Origin of the sequence: Cylindrospermopsis sp. CR12 (assembly GCF_001432185.1) — a bacterium.
In the GTDB taxonomy this organism is placed as follows: domain Bacteria; phylum Cyanobacteriota; class Cyanobacteriia; order Cyanobacteriales; family Nostocaceae; genus Raphidiopsis; species Raphidiopsis raciborskii.
The window spans coordinates 48,475-69,498 of the sequence record NZ_LMVE01000126.1; the positions used below are offsets into that span (position 1 = coordinate 48,475).

15 protein-coding genes and 1 pseudogene are annotated in these 21,024 nt (G+C 40.0%); 9 read left to right on the forward strand and 7 right to left on the reverse strand.

The features are described 5' to 3' along the window. Positions 1-69: 69 nt before the first annotated feature. From ASL19_RS14370 to ASL19_RS14380, 3 genes are all read left to right on the forward strand, one after another. Positions 70-3,315: a DEAD/DEAH box helicase gene (locus tag ASL19_RS14370; protein ID WP_057178856.1), complete on the forward strand. Its 3,246-nt coding sequence runs from the start codon at positions 70-72 to the stop codon at positions 3,313-3,315. Between the two features lie 22 nt (positions 3,316-3,337). Then, complete coding sequence (locus ASL19_RS14375; RefSeq protein WP_057178915.1) at positions 3,338-4,198, forward strand: SWIM zinc finger family protein; 861 nt, start codon at positions 3,338-3,340, stop codon at positions 4,196-4,198. 66 nt (positions 4,199-4,264) lie between these two features. After that, positions 4,265-5,104 (forward strand): SPFH domain-containing protein, encoded by an 840-nt coding sequence (locus ASL19_RS14380; RefSeq protein ID WP_057178916.1) that lies wholly within the window; start codon positions 4,265-4,267, stop codon positions 5,102-5,104. 16 nt (positions 5,105-5,120) lie between these two features. On the opposite strand, the gene folP is transcribed toward ASL19_RS14380, so the two are convergent. Further along, positions 5,121-5,969 carry a dihydropteroate synthase gene (gene folP, locus ASL19_RS14385; RefSeq protein ID WP_006276422.1) on the reverse strand — a complete coding sequence of 283 codons (849 nt, stop codon included), beginning with the start codon at positions 5,967-5,969 and terminating at the stop codon, positions 5,121-5,123. A 28-nt stretch (positions 5,970-5,997) separates the two neighbouring features. After that, a complete protein-coding gene (tpiA, locus tag ASL19_RS14390; protein ID WP_057178857.1) occupies positions 5,998-6,723 on the reverse strand; it encodes a triose-phosphate isomerase in 726 nt (241 codons plus the stop codon). Between the two features lie 86 nt (positions 6,724-6,809). Between tpiA and ASL19_RS14395 the strand changes: the two genes are divergently transcribed. Next, on the forward strand, positions 6,810-8,261 hold the full coding sequence (locus ASL19_RS14395) for a GTP-binding protein (RefSeq protein ID WP_006276424.1): 1,452 nt from the start codon (positions 6,810-6,812) through the stop codon (positions 8,259-8,261). A gap of 4 nt (positions 8,262-8,265) precedes the next feature. Here ASL19_RS14395 and glgP read toward each other — a convergent pair whose 3' ends face one another. Continuing rightward, positions 8,266-10,830 carry an alpha-glucan family phosphorylase gene (gene glgP, locus ASL19_RS14400; RefSeq protein WP_057178858.1) on the reverse strand — a complete coding sequence of 855 codons (2,565 nt, stop codon included), beginning with the start codon at positions 10,828-10,830 and terminating at the stop codon, positions 8,266-8,268. Positions 10,831-11,125: 295 nt separating this feature from the next. Here glgP and ASL19_RS16975 point away from each other — a divergent pair. The 3 genes and pseudogenes from ASL19_RS16975 to ASL19_RS14405 form a co-directional block, all read left to right on the forward strand. Further along, positions 11,126-11,275, forward strand: a pseudogene (locus ASL19_RS16975) (acyltransferase); the annotation flags it as partial. A gap of 216 nt (positions 11,276-11,491) precedes the next feature. Next, complete coding sequence (locus tag ASL19_RS16980) at positions 11,492-11,608, forward strand: photosystem II reaction center protein I (RefSeq protein WP_006276427.1); 117 nt, start codon at positions 11,492-11,494, stop codon at positions 11,606-11,608. 141 nt (positions 11,609-11,749) lie between these two features. Beyond that, positions 11,750-13,798 (forward strand): DUF3769 domain-containing protein, encoded by a 2,049-nt coding sequence (locus tag ASL19_RS14405; RefSeq protein WP_057178859.1) that lies wholly within the window; start codon positions 11,750-11,752, stop codon positions 13,796-13,798. A gap of 18 nt (positions 13,799-13,816) precedes the next feature. Here ASL19_RS14405 and ASL19_RS14410 read toward each other — a convergent pair whose 3' ends face one another. The 3 genes from ASL19_RS14410 to ASL19_RS14420 are packed head-to-tail and all read right to left on the reverse strand — an operon-like array spanning position 13,817 to position 17,149. Next, entirely contained in the window at positions 13,817-14,971 is a 1,155-nt protein-coding gene (locus tag ASL19_RS14410; RefSeq protein ID WP_057178860.1) for a DNA cytosine methyltransferase, read from the reverse strand. Continuing rightward, positions 14,964-15,605, reverse strand: coding sequence for an Eco29kI family restriction endonuclease (locus ASL19_RS14415; RefSeq protein ID WP_057178861.1), 642 nt, complete (start codon positions 15,603-15,605; stop codon positions 14,964-14,966). Before ASL19_RS14415 ends, ASL19_RS14410 begins: the two co-directional genes overlap by 8 nt. 29 nt (positions 15,606-15,634) lie before the next feature. After that, complete coding sequence (locus ASL19_RS14420) at positions 15,635-17,149, reverse strand: YcjF family protein (protein ID WP_057178862.1); 1,515 nt, start codon at positions 17,147-17,149, stop codon at positions 15,635-15,637. A gap of 103 nt (positions 17,150-17,252) precedes the next feature. Here ASL19_RS14420 and fni point away from each other — a divergent pair, with 103 nt between their 5' ends. Continuing rightward, positions 17,253-18,299 carry a type 2 isopentenyl-diphosphate Delta-isomerase gene (fni, locus tag ASL19_RS14425; protein ID WP_057178863.1) on the forward strand — a complete coding sequence of 349 codons (1,047 nt, stop codon included), beginning with the start codon at positions 17,253-17,255 and terminating at the stop codon, positions 18,297-18,299. Positions 18,300-18,379: 80 nt separating this feature from the next. Continuing rightward, a complete protein-coding gene (gene sppA, locus ASL19_RS14430; protein ID WP_057178864.1) occupies positions 18,380-20,203 on the forward strand; it encodes a signal peptide peptidase SppA in 1,824 nt (607 codons plus the stop codon). Positions 20,204-20,235: 32 nt separating this feature from the next. Here the strand turns inward: sppA and ASL19_RS14435 are convergent, their stop codons facing one another. After that, on the reverse strand, positions 20,236-21,024 hold the full coding sequence (locus tag ASL19_RS14435) for a GDYXXLXY domain-containing protein (protein ID WP_057178865.1): 789 nt from the start codon (positions 21,022-21,024) through the stop codon (positions 20,236-20,238).

Here is a 21,024-nt window from a genome sequence, read left to right on the forward strand (position 1 = left end):
GTTTCAGACAAGGTAAAGGGGGGGGATCTGGCGACTTTTTAGTTTGTACTTGGGAATTTGTGAAAAAATATGTCAATTCTACACGGTGCTTGGTTGAATAAAACAAAAAGTAATTTTGATCCAGTATTGTTCCTCTGGGCAGAAACTTGGCGAAGCGAATCTCAAATACCAATGGAGTCTATTAGTTTGACATCCTTACCTTACCATCCTTTAGCCATGTCATCCCTGGAGTTGGGTACGTGGCTGAAAAGCTATCATGGGCGAATCTATGACTGTATTTTCACTTCTAATTCTGCTATAACTAAAGTAAGTAGGAATAAAATAAATCAAGCTAAAGTTGATTCACAAGTGCTCGCTGTACCGACTAATTTTATAGGAAGATCCCCAATTATTTGCCCCATATATTCCCCAAGTATATTAGTAGAGAATAATGATAGAAATAGTGATCACCAAACCTATTTACAACCCTGGCGAATAGAGGGTTTTCCCTTAGAACCTGATGTGGCTATTAAAGTGCTGTGTAATTTACCATTAAATTCCACTAATAGTGCAGATAGTTTTTTGGCGGGAGACCTGAGATTTTGGTCCCATATAGCAAGATGGTCTTTAGATTTAATAGCTCGCTGTAAATTTTTACCCACTATAGAAATAAATGAAGACGGTTCTCAATTTGCTCGGTGGCACGTACTCTTAGATAGTGCTATAGATACAACCAGATTAGAAAAATTTGCTGCTAATATTCCCCCAGCATGTTGTAATTATCAACAGCTTGATTCCCATAATGCAAATTATGTTGACCACTTGTTCTTTACGGATCTACCTAGGGAACCGCAGGAGTTAATTTTGGGATTTCTCAATAGCATCATAGATGTACAAATTCGTCTTATGCTAGATGAGCAATCCATTTTGGATAGTCGGTCAATCATGTCCTTGCCATCATTAGTGCAACCATGGTTCCAGTCTTTGATCAGTTTGAAGAATAGATCATCTCCAATGTGTGGGGATGCCATAGACCTAGAGAGATTAAAAGAGACCCTAAAATCTTGGCAATTGCCCTTACAACACCAATTAACAGAAAAAGTAGCTTTTAGAACTTGTTTACAACTGCATCCACCCACAGGGACAACAGATTGGCGTTTAGGTTATTTTTTGCAAGCTACTGATGATGACCAATTTCTCATTGATGCCAAAACCATATGGGAGAATCCAGTGGAAACATTGGTGTATGAAAATCGCCAGGTCAGTAAACCCCAAGAGACTTTATTGCGGGGTTTGGGTTTAGCCTCCCGATTATATCCTGGGATTACCAGTAGTTTAGAGACAGAATTCCCGGAATGCTGTTATCTTCAACCTATGGAAGCATATCAGTTTATTAAATCTGTCAGTGGGAGATTAGAGGATAATGGGTTAGGGGTAATTTTGCCTCCCAGCTTAGCTAATCGTGAAGGTTGGGCAAATCGTTTAGGTTTGCAAATTATCGCCGAAACACCACACAATAAACAACAGAATTTAGGTTTAAAAAGTTTATTAAAATTCCAATGGCAATTGGCAATTGGTGGTCAGACCATTTCTCCAGATGAATTTGACCGATTAGTGGCTTTAAATAGTCCCTTGGTAGAAATTAACGGTGAATGGGTAGAACTGCGAGAACAGGACATTAAAACTGCCCAAAACTTTTTTGCTGCTCGTAAACAGGATTTATCTTTGTCCTTAGAAGAAGCCATAAGAATTAGTAGAGGTGACACCCAGGTAATTGAAAAATTACCAGTTGTTAGTTTTGATGCTTCTGGTGCATTACAAGATTTAGTTACCACCTTAAATGATAACCAAGATATTCAACCTTTACCCCTACCCAAAAATTTTCAAGGTCAGCTTCGACCTTATCAACAAAGAGGAGCTGCTTGGTTAGCCTTTTTAGAAAGATGGGGTTTGGGTGCTTGTTTAGCTGATGATATGGGACTGGGAAAATCTGTACAGTTTCTGGTTTTTTTTCTACATCTGCAAGAAAAAAATGCCTTACAAAATCCCGGTCTTCTCCTATGTCCTACTTCTGTTTTGGGCAACTGGTCTAGGGAAATAAAAAAATTTGCCCCTCAACTCAAGGTTTTGGAATTTCATGGTGAAAAACGTCCCAAAGGTAAGAAGTTTGCTGAGAGTGCTAAGAAGCAGGATTTAGTAATTACTAGTTATTCTTTGGTGCAACGGGATCTTAAGTTATTGCAAACTGTTAATTGGCAAGTTATTGTTTTAGATGAAGCTCAAAACATCAAAAATTATGATTCTAAACAATCTCAGTCGGTGCGCAAATTAGAAGCCAAATTTCGTATTGCTTTAACTGGAACACCCGTGGAAAACCGATTACAGGAATTATGGTCTATTCTGGATTTTCTGAATCCTGGTTATTTGGGTAATAAACAATTTTTTCAAAGACGATTTGCTATACCCATTGAAAAATATGGTGACGTATCATCCTTAAATCAATTGCGTTCCTTAGTACAACCCTTTATTTTGCGACGATTGAAATCGGATAAATCCATTATTCAAGATTTACCACAAAAGCAAGAAATGACTGTATTTTGTGGTTTAACTAAGGAGCAAGCAGAATTGTATCAGAATGCCGTTGATAAATCTTTGAGCGAAATTCAGTCAGCTAGTGTTTTACAACGTCGCGGCATGATTTTATCTTTGTTAGTAAAACTAAAACAAATTTGTAATCACCCCGCCCAATACCTCCATGAGTCTAGCCTGGAAAAGTATAGTTCCGCTAAGTTGCAGCGTTTACAAGAAATGCTAGAAGAAGTCATAGCAGAAAAGAGTAGGGCTTTGATATTTACCCAATTTGCAGAGTTGGGAAAATTATTGCAGCCCTATTTAGCAAAGCATCTAGACAGGGAGATTTTCTTTTTATATGGAACTACTGGCAAAAAGCAGAGAGAAGAAATGGTAGATAGATTTCAACAGGATCCACAAGGTCCACCAATTATGATTTTGTCTTTAAAAGCTGGGGGTGTGGGTTTAAACCTAACTAGGGCAAACTATGTTTTTCATTTCGATAGATGGTGGAATCCTGCAGTGGAAAACCAAGCAACTGACCGAGCTTTTAGAATTGGACAAACTCAGAATGTCCAAGTCCACAAGTTTGTCTGTAGGGGAACTCTAGAAGAAAAGATCCATGACATGATTGAAAGCAAAAAACAATTGGCACAGCAAGTAATTAGTTCCGGTGAAGAATGGTTAACCCAGCTGGATACAGATCAATTACGTGATTTGTTGTTTCTGGATAGAAACGCTATTGTTGATGACGAAGAAGATTAATTTAGGTTTTAAAGAGGGAAGTATGATAGAGAGAACTTTAGAAATCAGCAGAGAATGGTGGTCCCAAAGATGGTTAGACCTATTGGACTCCTATCGTTTTAAAAAACGGTTAGAAAGAGCTAGAAACTATTCTCGACAAGGGAACGTTTTGAGTATTGAATTTCAAAAATCCAAGGTTCTAGCGCGGGTGAAAGGTAGTGAAGTTGAACCCTACCAAGTTTCCTTGTCCCTTGATATATTTAGTGATGAGGAATGGAGCTATGTGATTGAAAATATGTCGCATAAATCCCTGTTTGCAGCTAAGTTACTAGCAGGAGAAATGCCTCAAAATATTGAAGATGTATTCACCAGTAATGGACTTTCATTATTTCCCTTTACCTTGAATGATGTCCATAGTCAATGTTCCTGTCCAGATCCAGCAGTACCTTGCAAACACATCGGAGCTGTTTATTATCAATTGAGCGATCGCCTGAGTGAAGATCCTTTTGTACTATTTGAATTACGGGGTAGAAGTAGAGAAAGAATAATTCAAGATTTAAGAAAATTAAGGGGTCAGAAAAAATTAGTTAACCTACCTATCCATAGAAAAAATAACCAAGGAGAAAATTCCCCCCAACTAAACCCAACCCCTAATCAAATAAGTGATAATCAAATAAATTATTTTTGGCAATATAATGACCCACTAGACTCATCCCTGGTGGTAATTTCTCCCAACATGGGAGAAACGGTATTGGATATTTTAGGAAATATTCCCCTACCCAAAGATGAAGAGAATACAGTCCACGTCTTGGGTTCTAGTAGCGACTCAACCATGAAACACTTACAAAATATTTACCGAGATGTTAGTCAAAAAGCTTGCCTATTGGCAATGAATATGGGTTAACTTTTTTGTTAACTATATGATATGATGCCATTTTATACTCAATTTTCCAAGAGCTTAGGAGCATATATGGAGCCAATTATTGCTATAGCTTTAGCCCTTATGGGCTATGCCTTTGGATCTACCAAATTGGTTAGTCAAGGCAATGAAGCATTAGTGGAACGTCTAGGGCGGTATCATCGAAAACTGAAACCGGGAATTAACTTTATAGTTCCCTTACTAGATCAAATCGTCATGGAAGACACCAATAGAGAACAGATTTTAGATATTAGTCCCCAGAATGTCATTAGCAAGGATGGTATTTATCTAGAAGTGGATGCGGTAGTTTACTGGCGTATTGTGGATATAGAAAGAAGTTTTTATGCTGTTGATGATCTACAAGATGCACTTAACAATTTAGCAGTGACCACAGTGCGAGAAATTCTAGCGCAGAACACCCTAGAAGAAACTAACATGGCTAGGTCAAACATAGACAATACCCTACTAGACCAGTTAAACTTGACCTCCCAGACCTGGGGGGTAGAAATCATGCGCTTAGATTTCCAAAGAATTACACCGCCAGAAAGCGTAAGAAAATCCATGGAAGAAGAACGTGCAGCAGAAATTAAAAAGCGAGCAGTGATTTCTGCAGCAGAGGGAGAAAGACAAGCAGCAATCAAAAAAGCTGAGGGAACTAGAACATCTATGGAAATTATTTCCGAGGCGCTGCGTTCCCATCCCGAAAGTAAAGATATTTTACGGTATCTTGTAGCCCAGGATTATGTCCAAGCTAGTCAGAAGTTGGGAGAAAGCAATAACGCCAAAATTGTCTTTGTAGATCCAGCTAATTCCACGGGGATGTTTGAGGAGTTAATTTCCCAACCAGGAACAGAAGATGAGGGTAAGAGACCCGGTAATGGCAAAAAGTGACAAATCCTACTTAGCCCTACTTATAAATAGCATCAGCAACAAGGGACACGTCTCGTATGGCACTAACATCATGAACTCTGAGAATGTCAGCACCATGAAAAATGGCTGCACAACAAGCTGCGGCCGTTCCCCATACACGATCCTTTGCATTGGGTTGGTTCAAAATTTGACCGATAAAACTTTTCCTCGATGGGCCGACTAAAATGGGGAGTTCAAGGCTTTTTAACCTAGACAGTTCCCGAATAACTTGTAGATTTTGTTGATGATTTTTGGCAAAACCAATACCGGGATCAATAATTATTTTTTCTCGTTTGATCCCCAAGGTAATTGCACTATTTACTTGCTGGGACAAAAAATCATAAATCTCACCTATCACATCTTGGTATTGAGCATACTCTTGCATAGTTTGGGGAGTTCCTCGGATGTGCATCAGCACAATGGGCACATCTAGATTGGCCACGGTTGACAACATTTCTGGATCATAGGTTCCACCAGAAATATCATTAACCATATCAGCACCCAATTGGACAGCGGCTTGGGCCACAGCAGCTCTGGTGGTGTCTATAGAAATGGGTATAGTCACTTCTGGTCTAATTACCTTTATTACTGGCAGTACCCGTTCCATTTCTTCCGCGAGGGTGATTTGTTGTGACCCTGGTCTAGTTGATTGCCCACCAATGTCAATAATATCAGCCCCAGCAGCTATCATGGCGCGAGCTTGAGCTACAGCACTAGCAATTGTGTTGAATTCGCCACCATCACTAAAACTGTCGGGGGTGACATTTAAAATCCCCATTATATAGGTTTTTGTCCCCCAGTTAAAACAGCTTTGTCGAATAACTAATTTATTTGCTAGATTTGCCATAATTGACCTTGGCCCCTACTCCCCTTACCTATTGATAATTGACAATTCTGGCAAAACTTTCCGGTTCCAAACTGGCGCCACCGACGAGAACACCATCTATTTCCGATTGTGCCATGATTTCATCAATATTATTGGGTTTCACAGAACCACCATACTGAATTGGCACCTTATCATTAGTCAATTGAGAGCGAATTAATCCAATGACCCGATTTGCTTCTGCGGACTCACAAGTGTCCCCCGTACCAATTGCCCAAATTGGCTCGTATGCGATAACCAGTTTAGTTTGGTCTACATCTACCAAGTCATGTTTTAATTGGTAAGAGATTAGTTTTTCTGTTTCCCCTGCATCTCGTTGTTGTTTAGTTTCACCCACACAGAGAATTGGGGTTAGCCCATAATTTTGGGCAGCTTTAAGGCGCAGGTTAACAGTTTCATCGGTTTCGCCAAAATATTGCCGTCTTTCACTATGCCCAATAATAACATAGCGAACACCTATTTCCAAGAGCATGGGGGCGGCAATTTCACCCGTATAGGCTCCATTTTCTGACCAGTGGACATTTTGCGCGCCCAAACCCACACGACTACCGTGTAAATATTTGGACATAACATTTAAGTTTGTAAAGGGGGGACACAATACAACCTCTCTTATAGAAGGTGTTTCCTCTAATTCAGGCAGAAATCCGCGCAGGAATTCCTCTGATTCCGCCTGGGTTTTGAACATTTTCCAGTTACCAGCAATAACTATTTTTCGCACAGGTGATTTTATTAAGATGCTAACGCTACCAGATCAACTCCTAACTCTACTACTTTTTGTGACCCCTTGGAGCAAAAATAAATAATATGACAAATATCACATCTAAATTACCCCAACCCGAAAACAATAACTCTTCTGATGCAGAACTGGATGAGGCGATTTTCAGTTTTGGAAATATTCAAGCGGAACTGAACTATGGACAAGCTAAAACAGCTTTGAAAACTTTAGTGACCAGTCTTGACCTGACCTCTCAGGAACTGTCTGGATTAGAAAGTGAAATAGCGGATTTAGAAACCATGTTGGGAAAATTAGAAGACATGGTAGTACAAATAGCAGCCTTTGGCATGGTAGGAAGAGGCAAGTCTTCTCTTCTAAATGCTTTGGTCGGTCAGCCAATATTTGAAACTGGGCCTTTACATGGGGTTACCCGTGCGGAACAAAAAGTTAACTGGACTATCTCCCAAGAAGCTATGGGTACGTTCAAAGCTACTTTTCTCTCCCCAGATCAATCCCAAGTAGTTTTAGTAGATACGCCAGGATTAGATGAAGTTGATGGAGAAACTCGTGCTGCTTTGGCACAAAAGGTAGCAAAACAAGCAGATTTAATTTTATTTGTTATTGCTGGCGATATGACTAAGATTGAACAGGTAGCTCTCTCCCAGTTAAGAACAGTAGGTAAACCAATTATTTTAGTTTTCAATAAAATTGACCAGTATCCCATAACTGACCGCCTAGCAATTTATGAAAAAATCCGGGATGACAGGGTTAAAGAATTAGTTTCACCCCAGGAAATAGTCATGTGTGCTGCTTCACCTCTAGTTAAGACTGCCCTAGTTCAAGCTGATGGAGCTAGGACTATACGATTAGAAGCAGGGAAGGCCCAAGTAGAAGAATTAAAGCTGAAAATTCTGGAGATCTTGCAACGAGAAGGAAAAGCATTAGTAGCTTTAAACACTATGCTCTACGCTGATACTGTAAGTGAACAAATAGTAAAGCGGAAGTTAATCATTAGAGAAGAAAGTGCTAATCAGTTGATTTGGAAAGCGGTAATGATTAAGGCTTTGGCGATCGCCCTCAATCCTGTTACTGTAGTTGATATTGTCAGTAGTATAGCTATTGACATAGCCATAATTTTAGGTCTATCCAAGCTCTATGGCATTGAAATGACCCAAAGTGGCGCTGTGAAACTGCTACAAAAAATCGCCTTGAGCATGGGTGGAATTGGAGTGAGCGAGTTGCTGGCAAACCTAGGTTTAAGTGGGCTGAAAACCATATTAGGTTTGTCCGCAACTGCCACAGCTGGAATAACTTTAGGACCTTATCTATCCGTAGCGATTACTCAAGCAGGAGTAGCAGGCGTATCATCTTACGGAATTGGGCAAGTGACTAAAGCCTACCTAGCTAATGGGGCCACCTGGGGTCCAGAAGGTCCCAAAGCAGTAGTAACCAACATATTATCTAACTTGGATGAGACCTCTATTTTGAATCGGATTAAAGAAGAGCTTTTGTCCAAGATTCAAGGAAAAAAGGTTGAATAATAGCTCACTCCGCCCAGGCGATTAACCTAGGTTCGTATGGACTAGAAAGGTATTGGTTATGGGGCAAAACCCGCAAAGATAAACCCTGTAAACCAGAACTGGTATAGGTAATATCGGCAGTATAAATACTTAAACCCCCATCATCTTGCCCATGATAACTCATTTCCACAGGAATAGCATTGACAATGTCACCATTAGCATCAATGGCTCCTTGATATAGCTCTACCCGCACATCCTGGCTAGTTAAAGTGGCTAGATCAACTTTGGCGGTTACTCCCACCTTTTGATTCACCCCAATTTCTGTCCCTGTGGATACATCAATGTCCTTAATTCTGATATTGAACCAATGTTCGCTCAATATAGATTTCCAGTGAGCTAATTCCTTGGCTGGTGCATAGTGATCTGATGTTAAGGTATGATGGCGATCGCTGGCTGGGAAGTAGGCTCTAACAGCGTATTCTCTGACCATACGTGCTGTATTAAACAAGGGACAATTCAATCGAATTGCATCCTTCATCTTTGCCACCCATGGTCTGGGTAGGCCATCTTCATCTCGGTGGTCATAGAATAGGGGGACAACCTCTTTTTCCAGCAACTCATAGAGAGCATTAGCTTCTATTTGGTCTTGATAATTAGGATCTTCATAATTTTCTCCATGACCTATTGCCCAACCAGTACGAACATAATCAGCTTCATCCCACCACCCATCTAACACACTGAGATTAGGCAGTCCGTTCATAGCTGCTTTCATTCCACTAGTACCGGATGCTTCCCGAGGACGGCGGGGCGTATTTAACCACACATCACAACCAGCTACCATCAGCCTAGCAATGTGAATGTCGTAATTAGGCACAAACACTACCTGCTTTTCCAGATGCTGTTCACGAATAAAGTGATTAATATCCTGAATCAGCTCTTTCCCTGGAATATCTTTAGGGTGTGCCTTACCCGCAATCACAAACTGTACTTTTCGGTGTTTGTTAGCTAACAGTATGTGCTTAATCCTATCTATATCACGCATCCATAAGGTTGCACGTTTATAGGTAGCAAAACGACGAGCAAAACCAATAGTTAAAACATTGGGGTCAAGAACCTCTTGTGCTTGGGCTATTTCTGAAGCTGATGCTCCCCGATCTCGTAAATGTTTCACCAAATGTTCCCGCACATACAATATCATATCCAGACGACATCGCTCATGGTTGCGCCATAGTTCTTCATCAGGAATAGAATCCATCCGTTCCCAGATTTGATTATCTGGGGGAGCTGATGACCAATTAGGTCCCAGGTAGCGGTCATATAACTCCTGAGTTGACTTAGCCACACAACTACGGGCATGAACTCCATTAGTGATAGATGTAATTGGTACTTCGTCTACAGGGACTTTTTGCCATAAACCCTGAAACATTTGCCGGGAGACCACACCATGTAACTGAGCCACCCCATTAGAAAATGTTGCCATTTTCAGGGCCAAAACTGCCATACTAAAGGGACCTGACAAATCACCAGTGTTTTCTCTACCCAGTCCCAAAAACTGCTCTTTAGGCAAACCAAAAATATCAGCGTAGTAACCCAGATAGTGTAAAATTTTATCAGGTGCAAACAAGTCAATTCCTGCTGGTACGGGAGTGTGGGTAGTAAAAATATTACTAGAGGCTACCACCTGTTTAGCTTGGGCATAACTGAGACCTTCCTCTTGGATGAGGATACGAATTCTTTCCAAAGCGGAGAAAGCAGCATGACCCTCGTTCATGTGATAGGCGGTGACGTTATAACCCAGCGCCTTCAACATTTGCACGCCACCGATCCCCAGCATCATTTCCTGATGAATACGCATATCAACATCACCACCATATAACTGGTCGGTGATATCGTGGTCATAAGCTTTGTTGGGTTCAATATTCGTGTCCAACATATAGAGAGGGACTGTTCCCACCTGGACTCGCCACACTCGAGCATATACCTTGCGTCCTGGATATTCCACAGCGATTCTTAACTCAGAACCATCAGGATTACGTTCCAAATGCAAAGGCATATTATAAAAATCATTGATGGGGTAACGCTCCTGTTGCCAACCATCAGCATTGAGATATTGGGCGAAATACCCTTGTTGGTAAAGTAAGCCCACACCAACCAAGGGTAATCCCAAATCACTGGCAGATTTTAAGTGATCCCCAGCCAAAACACCCAAACCTCCTGAATAGACGGGTAAACAATCCACCAGTCCAAACTCTGCTGAAAAATAGGCGTAGCACTCTTTGAGTGGTTGATTACGTTGTTTTTGATACCAGCTGCGCTCCTGTAAATAATCTTCCAATTGACGAGCTGCACGGTCCATTTGTGCCAGGAAACCTTCATCTTCAGCTACTTCTAATAATCTCCCCTGACTGATAGTACCTAGCATTAAGACGGGGTTATGATGGCTAGATTCCCACAGATCTGGGTCTAGGCGACGAAATAGGTCTTTAGTCTCCACATTCCAATCGAAATGGAGATTGTATGCCAGTTTTCGCAAGGGTTCTAGCAGTTGAGGTAGTGAGGGAGAAACATTAAATTTGCGTATTGGTTGCATAATCTGGTAGGAATTTAAATTCAACTATGGTTAATTGTTTACTGGTTTTACCTTAATATTGCTTCTTGAGAGTATGATTTGTGAACCTCTGATCACTTTACCTAACGAGTTGTTTTCTCACACATTGGGTTAATTTACACCAAAATAGTTTTTTCGTCCATCCTTAACTGTTGATTATTTTACTAAATTTAAGGATTGTTTTAGATTTGGTCAACTCTCAACAACATGACAAAACCCATTAGGATTGTATTAATAGCCATAGTGAATCGCTGATGCAAGTACTTGGCTCTTGTATTGTTGGCTGGGACACGGAGTAACCGTACTGGATGGGGTTACTATTGGTAAGGGAAGTGTAATTGGTGCGGGAGCAGTTGTAACTAAAGATATTCCTCCCTATTCTGTAGCTTTAGGTGTTCCAGCAAAAGTAGTAAAAAGCCGTTTATAATACAAGTTTAGCTATAACGTTTATAAAAAATAATAGTTATGGCTATACTTACTTTAATATGTAAAAACTAACCCTAGTTTAACCGTGGCAAGAATATCAATAAGTTTCAGCTTCCATCTCCAAAAAATTGGTCTAATGTAGGTAAGATAGTAATGCTATCTTTTCTGCGGAGTGGATTGCTAATAACTTTTTTTCTTACCCTTGGGAGATAATTTTATGGTGACTCTAAAAATCGTCGTTTATATTGTGGTTGCGTTCTTTGTGGGAATTTTTGTCTTTGGATTTCTATCCAATGACCCCGCTCGTAACCCTGGTCGTCGCGATTTAGAATAAACAGACTCATCTGCAACTGCTGGAAGATATAAGAGACTAGCCAGTTTACATCATTCTAAACAGGTCTCATCAAAAGACAAACATCCCTTGTACTTTTACGTATAAGGGAAAAAACACTTTTTAGCTTAATCTTGCTCAGACATGCTCCATCCAGCTTTGCCACCTAATTTACCTACTGCTTGTGAACACATACAACTTCAATCTAATTACTATTCAGTAAAAAATAAAACAGGCAATACTCTTCAGTTCTATTCCCGTCCAGTTAATAATCAAGCGATCGCCCCTCCCAAACTAGAATTTACCACTTCAGCTCAACCCTCTGCAACTGGTTCACAGGTTCAACCTAGGATAGTGGAAGTGCTGTCGGACAAGCAAGAATATGACACCAACAGAAGAATTGTAACAGCCTTGGGAAAGGTCACAGTTAAATTTGATGGAGCCATAGTTAATGCTGATCGACTACAAGTTAATTTAGACAATTTAATTGTGGTTGGAGAAGGTAATGTGGTGATCACCAGAGGTAGTCAGATCTTACGGGGGGAACGCTTTACCTATAATTTTCTTCAGGATACAGGGAATTTGGAAAATGCTAGGGGTGAGATTTATCTACCTTCGGTTGGTAGTGACTTAGATTTTTCTCCTGATAGAGAAAGAAACCCAAGTGCTATGTTAAATCTGCCCAGTGAACGTATTCTTGCGAATCAACCAATTAGTCAAGTTACCAGCCCAGGAGGTGTTGATATTAACTTGGGTGGGCGGGTTGATGCCAGCAATATTCCCGTAACTAGAAGTGGAGGAGCAGTCAATCGCGCTAGATTTGAAGCCCAACGGGTGGATTTTTATCCCCGTGGTTGGGAAGCTGAAGAGGTGAGAATTACTAATGATCCCTTTTCTCCTCCAGAGTTGGAATTACGAGCATCTAAGGTAAAGTTAAGACAAGAGTCTCCCTTAGTAGATCGGGTTACCACCCAGCATCAGCGTTTAGTATTTGACCAAAATTTTGTTCTACCTATTCCCATAGATAAACAGAAAATTGACCGTCGTCAGCGGGATATATATCCTTTTATAGTGGCCCCCGGTTTTGATAATGGTCAAAGGGGTGGTTTTTACGTGGAACGTAGTTTTACCCTCCTGAATACGGAGACAACTAGATGGTCCGTAACACCACAGTTCTTTGTACAGAAATCTATTGAAAATGGTAGTAATGTGCCCGATTTATTTGGGGTAAAAACTAAAATAAATAGCACTTTAGGTCCCCGAACCTCCATAGAAGGTGCAGGAGAATTAACTAGTCTCAATTTAGACAAGTTGGAAGATCATTCCCGGGGAAGTGTAAGGTTAAAACAATCAGTAGGAAAAGAAAATCCTTACACACTCAATTTAGAATATAGCTACCGCGATCGCTTGTATAATGGCACTCTCGGGTTTCAAACCGTACAAAGTAGTGTGGGCGGTCTGATCTCTTCTCCCCTGATCCCCCTGGGGAAAAGTGGTATTAACCTTAATTTCCAGGGAGGGGGTCAGTATATTAACTCTAACACAGATCGCCTTAGTTTACTTTCACCTCAACGACGAAATGATCGGGTGTCTTTGGGACGTTTGCAAGCTAGTGCATCTCTGGGCAGTGGTCTATTATTATGGGAGGGGAAACCCTTACCAGCAACCCCTAAACAAGGTTTAAAGTATACATCTAATCCCGTTGTGCCTTACTTGCGTGCGATCGCCAGTGTTACGGGTACAACCAGCTATTATACCAGTGGGGATGACCAAAGTAGTCTGATTGGGACGGTAGGATTGGTGGGTCAGGTGGGACATTTTTCTCGGTCATTTTTCGACTATACAGGTTTTAACATTAGTTATTCTCAGGGGTTCAACACGGGAGCTTCACCCTTCTTGTTTGATCGTTTTGTAGATAATAAGGTAATTAGTGCGGGTATTTCACAGCAAATTTATGGTCCATTTCGTTTTGGGTTTCAAACAGCTATTAATGTGGATACAGGTAAGGCAAGCAACACAGATTATATAATAGAGTATAATCGGCGCACCTATGGTGTTAGCTTGAGATATAATCCTACCTTGCAACTTGGTAGTTTTATGATTCGTATTAGTGATTTCAATTGGGTTGGTGGTGCTGATCCTTTTTCTTTAGAGGAGGTGAAACCAGTGGTAGGGGGGGTGCGTCAAGATTAGGATAGAGAGAAGAAAAATTCAACATAAAGCTCTTGATAGAGAACTAGCCAAAAAATAACCCAACTCCACAGGTACTGCATTTCCAATTTGTCTCATAGATTCTGTCCAGCAACCAATAAATCTATAATCATCAGGAAACGTCTGAATTCGTTTCGCTTCCAATGTAGTATAATAACGTACAGTTTCATCAGGATATCGAATCATATTTTCTCCGCCAGGAACCCCATGATCTCCTGCTTTTATTGTTTTAGATGGCATGTCAATATAACTACCATTGTGACCGGGATATGATCGAGCACCTTGCCTTAAAATATGCTCCCGATCAAAACTACCTTGACTATCAGGTTTTGGCAATTCTCCAATTTGATCCCGAATGGTTTTCCAAGGTTTTAAAACCGGGGGAAATAGAGTGGGTTTTTGTATTAGTTGATTAATCTTTTGCTTAGTTCTTTGATCTACCCATTCAATGCTTATTGGTTTAATTTGGTGTCTTTCCCAGTAATCATAACTAACAAATTGTGACCACAATAAGGAATCATAAGAATGAGATGGTTGGGGAAAAGACCAATTAATATTTAAATCTTGTCTAATTCCAACAATAAAAACCCGTTCGCGTCGTTGAGGAATTCCATAATTTGCAGCATCTAAGAGACCAAAAACCACATTATATTTGACCCCGGGATAATTGTTGGAATTGCTAATGGTTTTAAGAAGAATCAAATGCTCTTTCCAAGACTGTAAATCTTTAAGACAAACTTCTGGATATGTCAGGCTCAGAATAAGATACTCAAAATAGTTACTAAATGCTGGACGTAACATTCCTTTGACATTTTCAAATATAAAAGCTTTTGGTTTACAAATACTAATTGCCTTGCAAGCATGGGGAAACATATCACGTTGATCCATATGACCTTTGTGCTTACCTCCCAATGAGAATGGTTGGCATGGGGGACCCCCCGCAATAATATCAACTTCACCAACTTCTTCAAATTTAAATTTACGAACGTCTACATTATAAATTAGTTGATGATTATAGTTATTGGCTAGTGTTAAACAAGCATTATAATCTAATTCAATCAAGGCTTTATGTTTGATTTTAGCCATCTCTAAGCCTTTTGCTAGCCCCCCTGCACCAGCAAATAACTCTAGGCAAGATAAAGATAAATTAGACATTTTCCTCATTTAGTTTAGACATATATTCTTTAATAGCTTCCAATAGATATTTTTGGTTCTTGGATTTACCTTGACACTTTTCTGCCCAGGGACGACCTGGATGGCAAATATCCCAATCTGATTTTGCCTGTTCATATCTACCTTTACCAGGATCATGATTACCAAACCCGTCAATTAGCGTATTCCAAATTGGCTTGTATTTTCTTATTAAAGCAGCTTCTACTGTTCCAATTAAATCACTTTCCCTACCTTCAAGAATAATAAAGCGACAGAAAAAATCAGACCTGTCTAAACCTTCTGCAAGATCTATACTGCGACTATGTTCCCTAATTCGATTATTTAACTCATAACTCCGACTGTTTAATAACAGACCTCTGCCTTGTCGCCAACCTTTTGGTACAGCTTTGCCAATATAGATAGGAAGACGTAATATAGTTCTATTGACTAAATTAAATCCCGAATATATACCGGATTTTGCAGTGCAATATAGGCCATAAACTCCAGTCCCACAAAAACGTTCTGTAATAGGAATTGGATATACTGGTGTGCCATCAAAAAAATTTACAGTATCTTCTATAATTTGATGTAATTTTGAAGAAACGTAAACGTGATCAGATATATTTACAATACTCATTCTTTTATTTGTGATTGAGTTACAAACTTTTATTCACGATCAGCTAATGGTTTAACAACTTTAGCGATCGCCTCTTGAATAAAATCCTGAATAAACTTGTCTCGACGATTAATTTGAAATTGTTCCTGAACCACCTCCGTCATTCCTCCATCACCCCAGTCTTGATCATGGCGAAAATACTCAATAAAACTCTTACCAGCAATACGGGTCAAATAAGCAGCGGTTACTCCCTGAATAGCACGCCCAACTAAAAAGGTAGCAACGTGAAGTTGTAAAGCCGTAGATAGCAACTCAATAGCGCCCTTAACTATACCTAAACCAGCAATAGTTTTGCCCAAAGATAAGGCCAATTCCTTACCCCTGTCCATATTTAAGTCACAACCATAAACCTTGCCAATTTCTACTACCATCTGAGCATTAACTGCTGCTGTGGCTAATAAATCAACTACGGGTAGGGGGGTAACTGATACCACCCCAGCACCAATCCACTGATATCTATAAACTATTTTATCAGCTTGACGACGACGCTGGGAATCAATGAGTTTGCGAGCTTCCTCCCCTAATCGTAAAGACTGTAATAAAATATTATCCGCTATTAAATCTTCACCCTCAGCTCGTAATACAGCAGCTATGCGTTTTAGGAGAGGAACTATTTCAGGTTCTGGTCGAAAAATTTCCCCTCCCTCCAATTCCACAGCTTGGGGGTTAGCTGCGATCGCCACTACATCATTATGATCAATATAATCCCTCACCCTTTCTCGTAACTTAATTAAAATAGCATCCTTGTCTTCATCTTTATATAAATCAGTTTTGTTGAGAACTAAAAGCGATCGCTTACCAATTTCTGCTAAACCCCTTAAAGGTTCATACTCAGAACGACGTAGGTCATTATCTACCACAAACAATAACAAATCTGCTTCTGTAGCCAAAGCTCTAGCTAGGTGTTCCCGTTCCGTTCCAGGGATCCCTGCTTCCAAAATCCCCGGTGTATCAGTAATTAAAATTTTCCGTTCTAAACCCTTCAAGCGTAAACAATAGGTTTCACCGACCTTAGTTGTACCCATAGGAGCGTTTACCTCTCCCACCATTCGCCCCATAATAGCATTGACCAGCGAAGTTTTACCAGCACTTCCTGTACCAAAAACAACTACTTGGATTTCCCCCCGTGCCAAATTAGCTTCTATTTCCCTAGTGCGACTCAATAAAGCTTGACGAGTAACTTCATCTTGAATTTGTGCCACCTGTTGACGAACCGCTTGTAAGGTGCTAGAAGCTGCATCCGACTTAGCAGCGGGAATTTGAGCAGCAGTAACCCTGGGACGCGGGGATTTTGTTTCACCAGTGGGTAGAATTAATACATAATAGACAAAAGCTGCAACTAGTCCCACTAAAAGTATGACCAGTAGGAACAATAGTAAATTACCTAATAAGGGAGAATAGGATAGCTGCCAATATAAACGACTTAGGGAGTCAATTAACCACAGAGCTAGTCCTAAAATTATAATTAAGCCAATTACAAGTGTAACTATGCGAGACAAAGGCATGATTCACACACAATATAATAAATTTCCAATGTGAGGAATAATCAATCATATTACAGTTATTATAATCTAGTCCCACCCCCTATATTAATAGTGGTAAGTATCTGTGAAACCTATAACTAATCATTCAAACCTCATCCAAAACCGCAAAGCAGACCATATACGGATTTGCTTAGAAGAGAATGTGCAATCTGATCAAATTACTACGGGACTGGAAAAATATCGATTTGTTCATTGTTGTCTACCAGAACAGGACGGTAAACAAATAGATATCAGCACCAAATTTCTGAATCGGGATTTGCATGCTCCTCTATTAATCTCCTCTATGACCGGGGGTACTCAAAGAGCAGGTATTATTAATCGTCGATTAGCGGAAATTGCCCAAAAATATAGACTAGCAATGGGTGTTGGCTCCCAACGTGTCCTCTTAGAAAAACCAGAGGTGGCTGATACTTTTGCCATTCGCCAATACGCCCCGGATGTGCTGTTATTTGCCAATCTAGGTGCGGTACAACTCAATTATCAATGTGGCATAGATGAGTGCTTACGAATTATCGATGCTCTAGAAGCTGATGCTCTTATACTCCACATTAATCCTTTGCAGGAATTTATTCAACCCAGGGGTGATACCAATTTTTATGGACTACTTGACAAAATTGCCCAACTATGCCAACAATTACCAGTACCTGTAATTGCCAAAGAAGTGGGTAATGGAATTTCCGTCAAGATGGCAGAAAAATTAATATCAGCAGGCGTACAGGCCATAGATGTGGCGGGTGCAGGAGGTACATCATGGGCTTTAGTAGAAAGTGAAAGAGCTGAAACCGCACTACAACGAAGATTAGGTAAAACCTTTGCCAATTGGGGTATATCCACAGCAGAATGTATTACTACTATTCGCTCCCGGTTCCCCCAACTCCCCCTAATCGCTTCCGGAGGGTTGCGTAATGGGTTAGACGCGGCCAAGGCGATCGCTCTGGGGAGTGATATTGCTGGATTAGCAATGCCCTTTTTACAATCTGCGGATGTATCAATAACTGCACTAGAAGAGTTAACAGAAGTATTAATCGCGGAAATTACTACAGTATTATTCTGTACAGGTAATAGAAATTTGCATGAATTAAAGCAATCTAACTGTTTACAAAGCATGTGATATTACAATTAAAATAGAATTGGGATAGAATTAGGTAACACCCGCAAAATAATCAATAATCTGAAATCTAACAAAATCGAATGAATAACTTTATTAAACAAACTCTTGCCAGTTTAATTGGCAGCTTATTAGGACTAAGTATTTTCTCTGGTGTTAGTTTTTTAGGCTTGTTGTTCTTGGTAATTGCTGCTACTAGCTCTCAAAGCACGGAACCACAAGTTAAAGATCAATCCATGTTAGTGTTTGACTTATCCGTAAAAATTACGGAAACCCAACCTAGCTATACAGAGGTTTTAGAAAAAACTCTCACCGGAGCGGGGGAAGAACAAATTACCCTACGTCAACTAATAGGAGCATTGGAGCAAGCAGCAGAAGACCAAAGGATTGTAGGAATTTACATAAATGTTAGTGAATCTAGCAAGGTTAGTAGTTTGGGTTATGCTTCCTTAAGAGAAATTCGCCAAGCTCTGGAAAAATTCCGCGCATCAGGAAAAAAAATAATTGCTTATGGTGTGGGTTGGAGTGAGCGGGAATATTATCTAAGTTCCGTAGCAGATAAGATTTTCCTTAACCCTGTGGGAATGATGGAAATTAATGGATTAAGTTCACAACCAATATTCCTCACAGGAGCATTGCAAAAATATGGGATTGGAGTGCAAGTGGTACGAGTGGGGAAATTTAAGGGAGCAGTTGAACCCCTGGTACTAGATAAACTGAGTCCAGAAAACAGAGAGCAAACCCAACAGTTATTAGATGATCTGTGGGGAGAGTGGGGTAATTCCGTAGGAAAAAGCCGTAAAATTTCCCCGGAAATACTACAGGAAATTGCTAATAACCAAGGTGTATTAGAAGCAAAAGATGCAAAAAATAATGGTCTGATAGATGAAGTAGCTTATACAGACCAAGTGGTAGCTAATTTAAAAACAATAGGCACTAGTGATAATGATGGTAAGAGCTTCAGGCAAATAGGAATCGGTGATTACCTCCAAGCTAGTGAAATTAAAGAACAGCAGAATTCACAAAATAAAATTGCTGTAGTTTATGCAGAGGGAGAGATAGTAGATGGTGAGGGAGAAAGTTCCCAAATAGGAGGCGATCGCTATGCTAAAGTCCTGCGCAAAATTCGCCAAGATCAAGACATTAAATCCGTAGTTTTGAGAATTAATAGTCCTGGAGGGAGTGCAACAGCTTCAGAAATTATAGAACGAGAAATTCAATTAACCAAACAAGTCAAACCCGTAATTGTTTCCATGGGTGATGTAGCAGCATCAGGGGGGTATTGGATTGCCAGTAATTCCGATCATATTTTTGCCGAACCTGGCACTCTTACAGGTTCAATAGGTGTATTTGGTGTGTTATTAAACGGTCAAAAATTGGCCAATAATAATGGTATTACTTGGGACACGGTAAAAACTAGCGAATTTGCGGATAGTCAAACTGTTTCCCGTCCCAAATCACCACAGGAACTGGCAATTTATCAACGCAGTGTCAACCGAATTTATAATATGTTTATCAATAAGGTTGTGCAGGGTAGAAAACTTCCCGAAACAAAAGTAGGAGAAATTGCACAAGGGAGAGTTTGGTCGGGTGCAACAGCAAAACAAATCGGGTTAGTGGATGAAATTGGCGGATTAAATATTGCCATTGAATATGCAGCGAAGAAAGCAAAATTAGGTAAAGATTGGCAAGTGGAAGAGTATCCAGAAGTAACCACTTTAGGAGAGCGTTTTTTTGGCAAAAAACTTGAAGAAGCAATAATAGGGATACACAACCGGGACACAAGTCAAACTAATCCCCTCATAACAGAATTAGAAAAAGTACGAAAGGAAACAACAATCTTTCGCATCATGAATGACCCACAGGGAATTTATGCTCGTCTCCCTTTTAACTTTAACATTGATTAGAAAAAAGGATTCCCACAGGGAATCCTTTAACCTTAAAAATTATAATTGCGATCGCCTATCCACATACTGGTAGGAGTAGCATTACCTTGAGAATCAACCTTGACTCTCACAAGTATTGGTCTTCTCCTAGCACGTTGATTTTGCTGTGCTTGGAATAAGTCATAATCGATTTGTTCTCTTTGTGCTTGAGAAACATAGTAATTTTCTAACCCGTAATTAATTGACCCATTTTGATAATTACCCTTTAAAGCTACCTGATTATTGGATAAATACATAGGAAGATCGGAACTAATACTCACGGGTTTCCAAGCTACAGGAACAGCAGAATTAACCCTAGAATTAAGGTTACCATCATTAGAGCGATCGCTAGTGAATCTATCATTAAATGGACTATTAAATTGACGGTTTAATGACCGTTGCTCCTGCAAAATCACATATAAAGTACTACCTTGGATAATTCTGCCATTTCTCCGAGAATTTTGTCTTACCCAGTCTCTCCAACCGGGTAATCTTCTCAAAGTTTGGGGACGAGAGATATTATAATCAAAAGACAAAGCAGACCCTTCTAATAGGTTAGAAACATCAGTGGGTAAGGTTTGTAAAATCACCAACTTACCAGCCATTTCTGTATAAACTGCTTGACTGGGAACCCCTAAAATCAAACCCACTTGTACCAAGAGAGGAGCAACCAATCTCCAAAATGGTAGAGGTTGATGAGCTTTTTCTTCCGTAGCAATTAAATAATCACGAAAAGTCAGCTTTTCAGAAAACTCCTTTTCTGGAGTCGAGGTATTATTTTTTTCCGGTGTGTTATTTGTCAT

Excerpts from the sequence above, each read along its gene's own strand:
- ASL19_RS14370 (WP_057178856.1), top strand. The coding sequence starts at position 70 with ATGTCAATTCTACACGGTGCTTGGTTGAATAAAACAAAAAGTAATTTT.
- ASL19_RS14375 (WP_057178915.1), top strand. The coding sequence starts at position 3,338 with ATGATAGAGAGAACTTTAGAAATCAGCAGAGAATGGTGGTCCCAAAGA.
- ASL19_RS14415 (WP_057178861.1), bottom strand. The coding sequence starts at position 15,605 with ATGAGTATTGTAAATATATCTGATCACGTTTACGTTTCTTCAAAATTA.
- ASL19_RS14395 (WP_006276424.1), top strand. The coding sequence starts at position 6,810 with ATGACAAATATCACATCTAAATTACCCCAACCCGAAAACAATAACTCT.
- ASL19_RS14435 (WP_057178865.1), bottom strand. The coding sequence starts at position 21,024 with ATGACAAATAACACACCGGAAAAAAATAATACCTCGACTCCAGAAAAG.
- ASL19_RS14380 (WP_057178916.1), top strand. The coding sequence starts at position 4,265 with ATGGAGCCAATTATTGCTATAGCTTTAGCCCTTATGGGCTATGCCTTT.
- ASL19_RS14410 (WP_057178860.1), bottom strand. The coding sequence starts at position 14,971 with ATGTCTAATTTATCTTTATCTTGCCTAGAGTTATTTGCTGGTGCAGGG.
- sppA (WP_057178864.1), top strand. The coding sequence starts at position 18,380 with ATGAATAACTTTATTAAACAAACTCTTGCCAGTTTAATTGGCAGCTTA.
- ASL19_RS14405 (WP_057178859.1), top strand. The coding sequence starts at position 11,750 with ATGCTCCATCCAGCTTTGCCACCTAATTTACCTACTGCTTGTGAACAC.
- folP (WP_006276422.1), bottom strand. The coding sequence starts at position 5,969 with ATGGCAAATCTAGCAAATAAATTAGTTATTCGACAAAGCTGTTTTAAC.
- ASL19_RS16980 (WP_006276427.1), top strand. The coding sequence starts at position 11,492 with ATGGTGACTCTAAAAATCGTCGTTTATATTGTGGTTGCGTTCTTTGTG.
- ASL19_RS14420 (WP_057178862.1), bottom strand. The coding sequence starts at position 17,149 with ATGCCTTTGTCTCGCATAGTTACACTTGTAATTGGCTTAATTATAATT.
- glgP (WP_057178858.1), bottom strand. The coding sequence starts at position 10,830 with ATGCAACCAATACGCAAATTTAATGTTTCTCCCTCACTACCTCAACTG.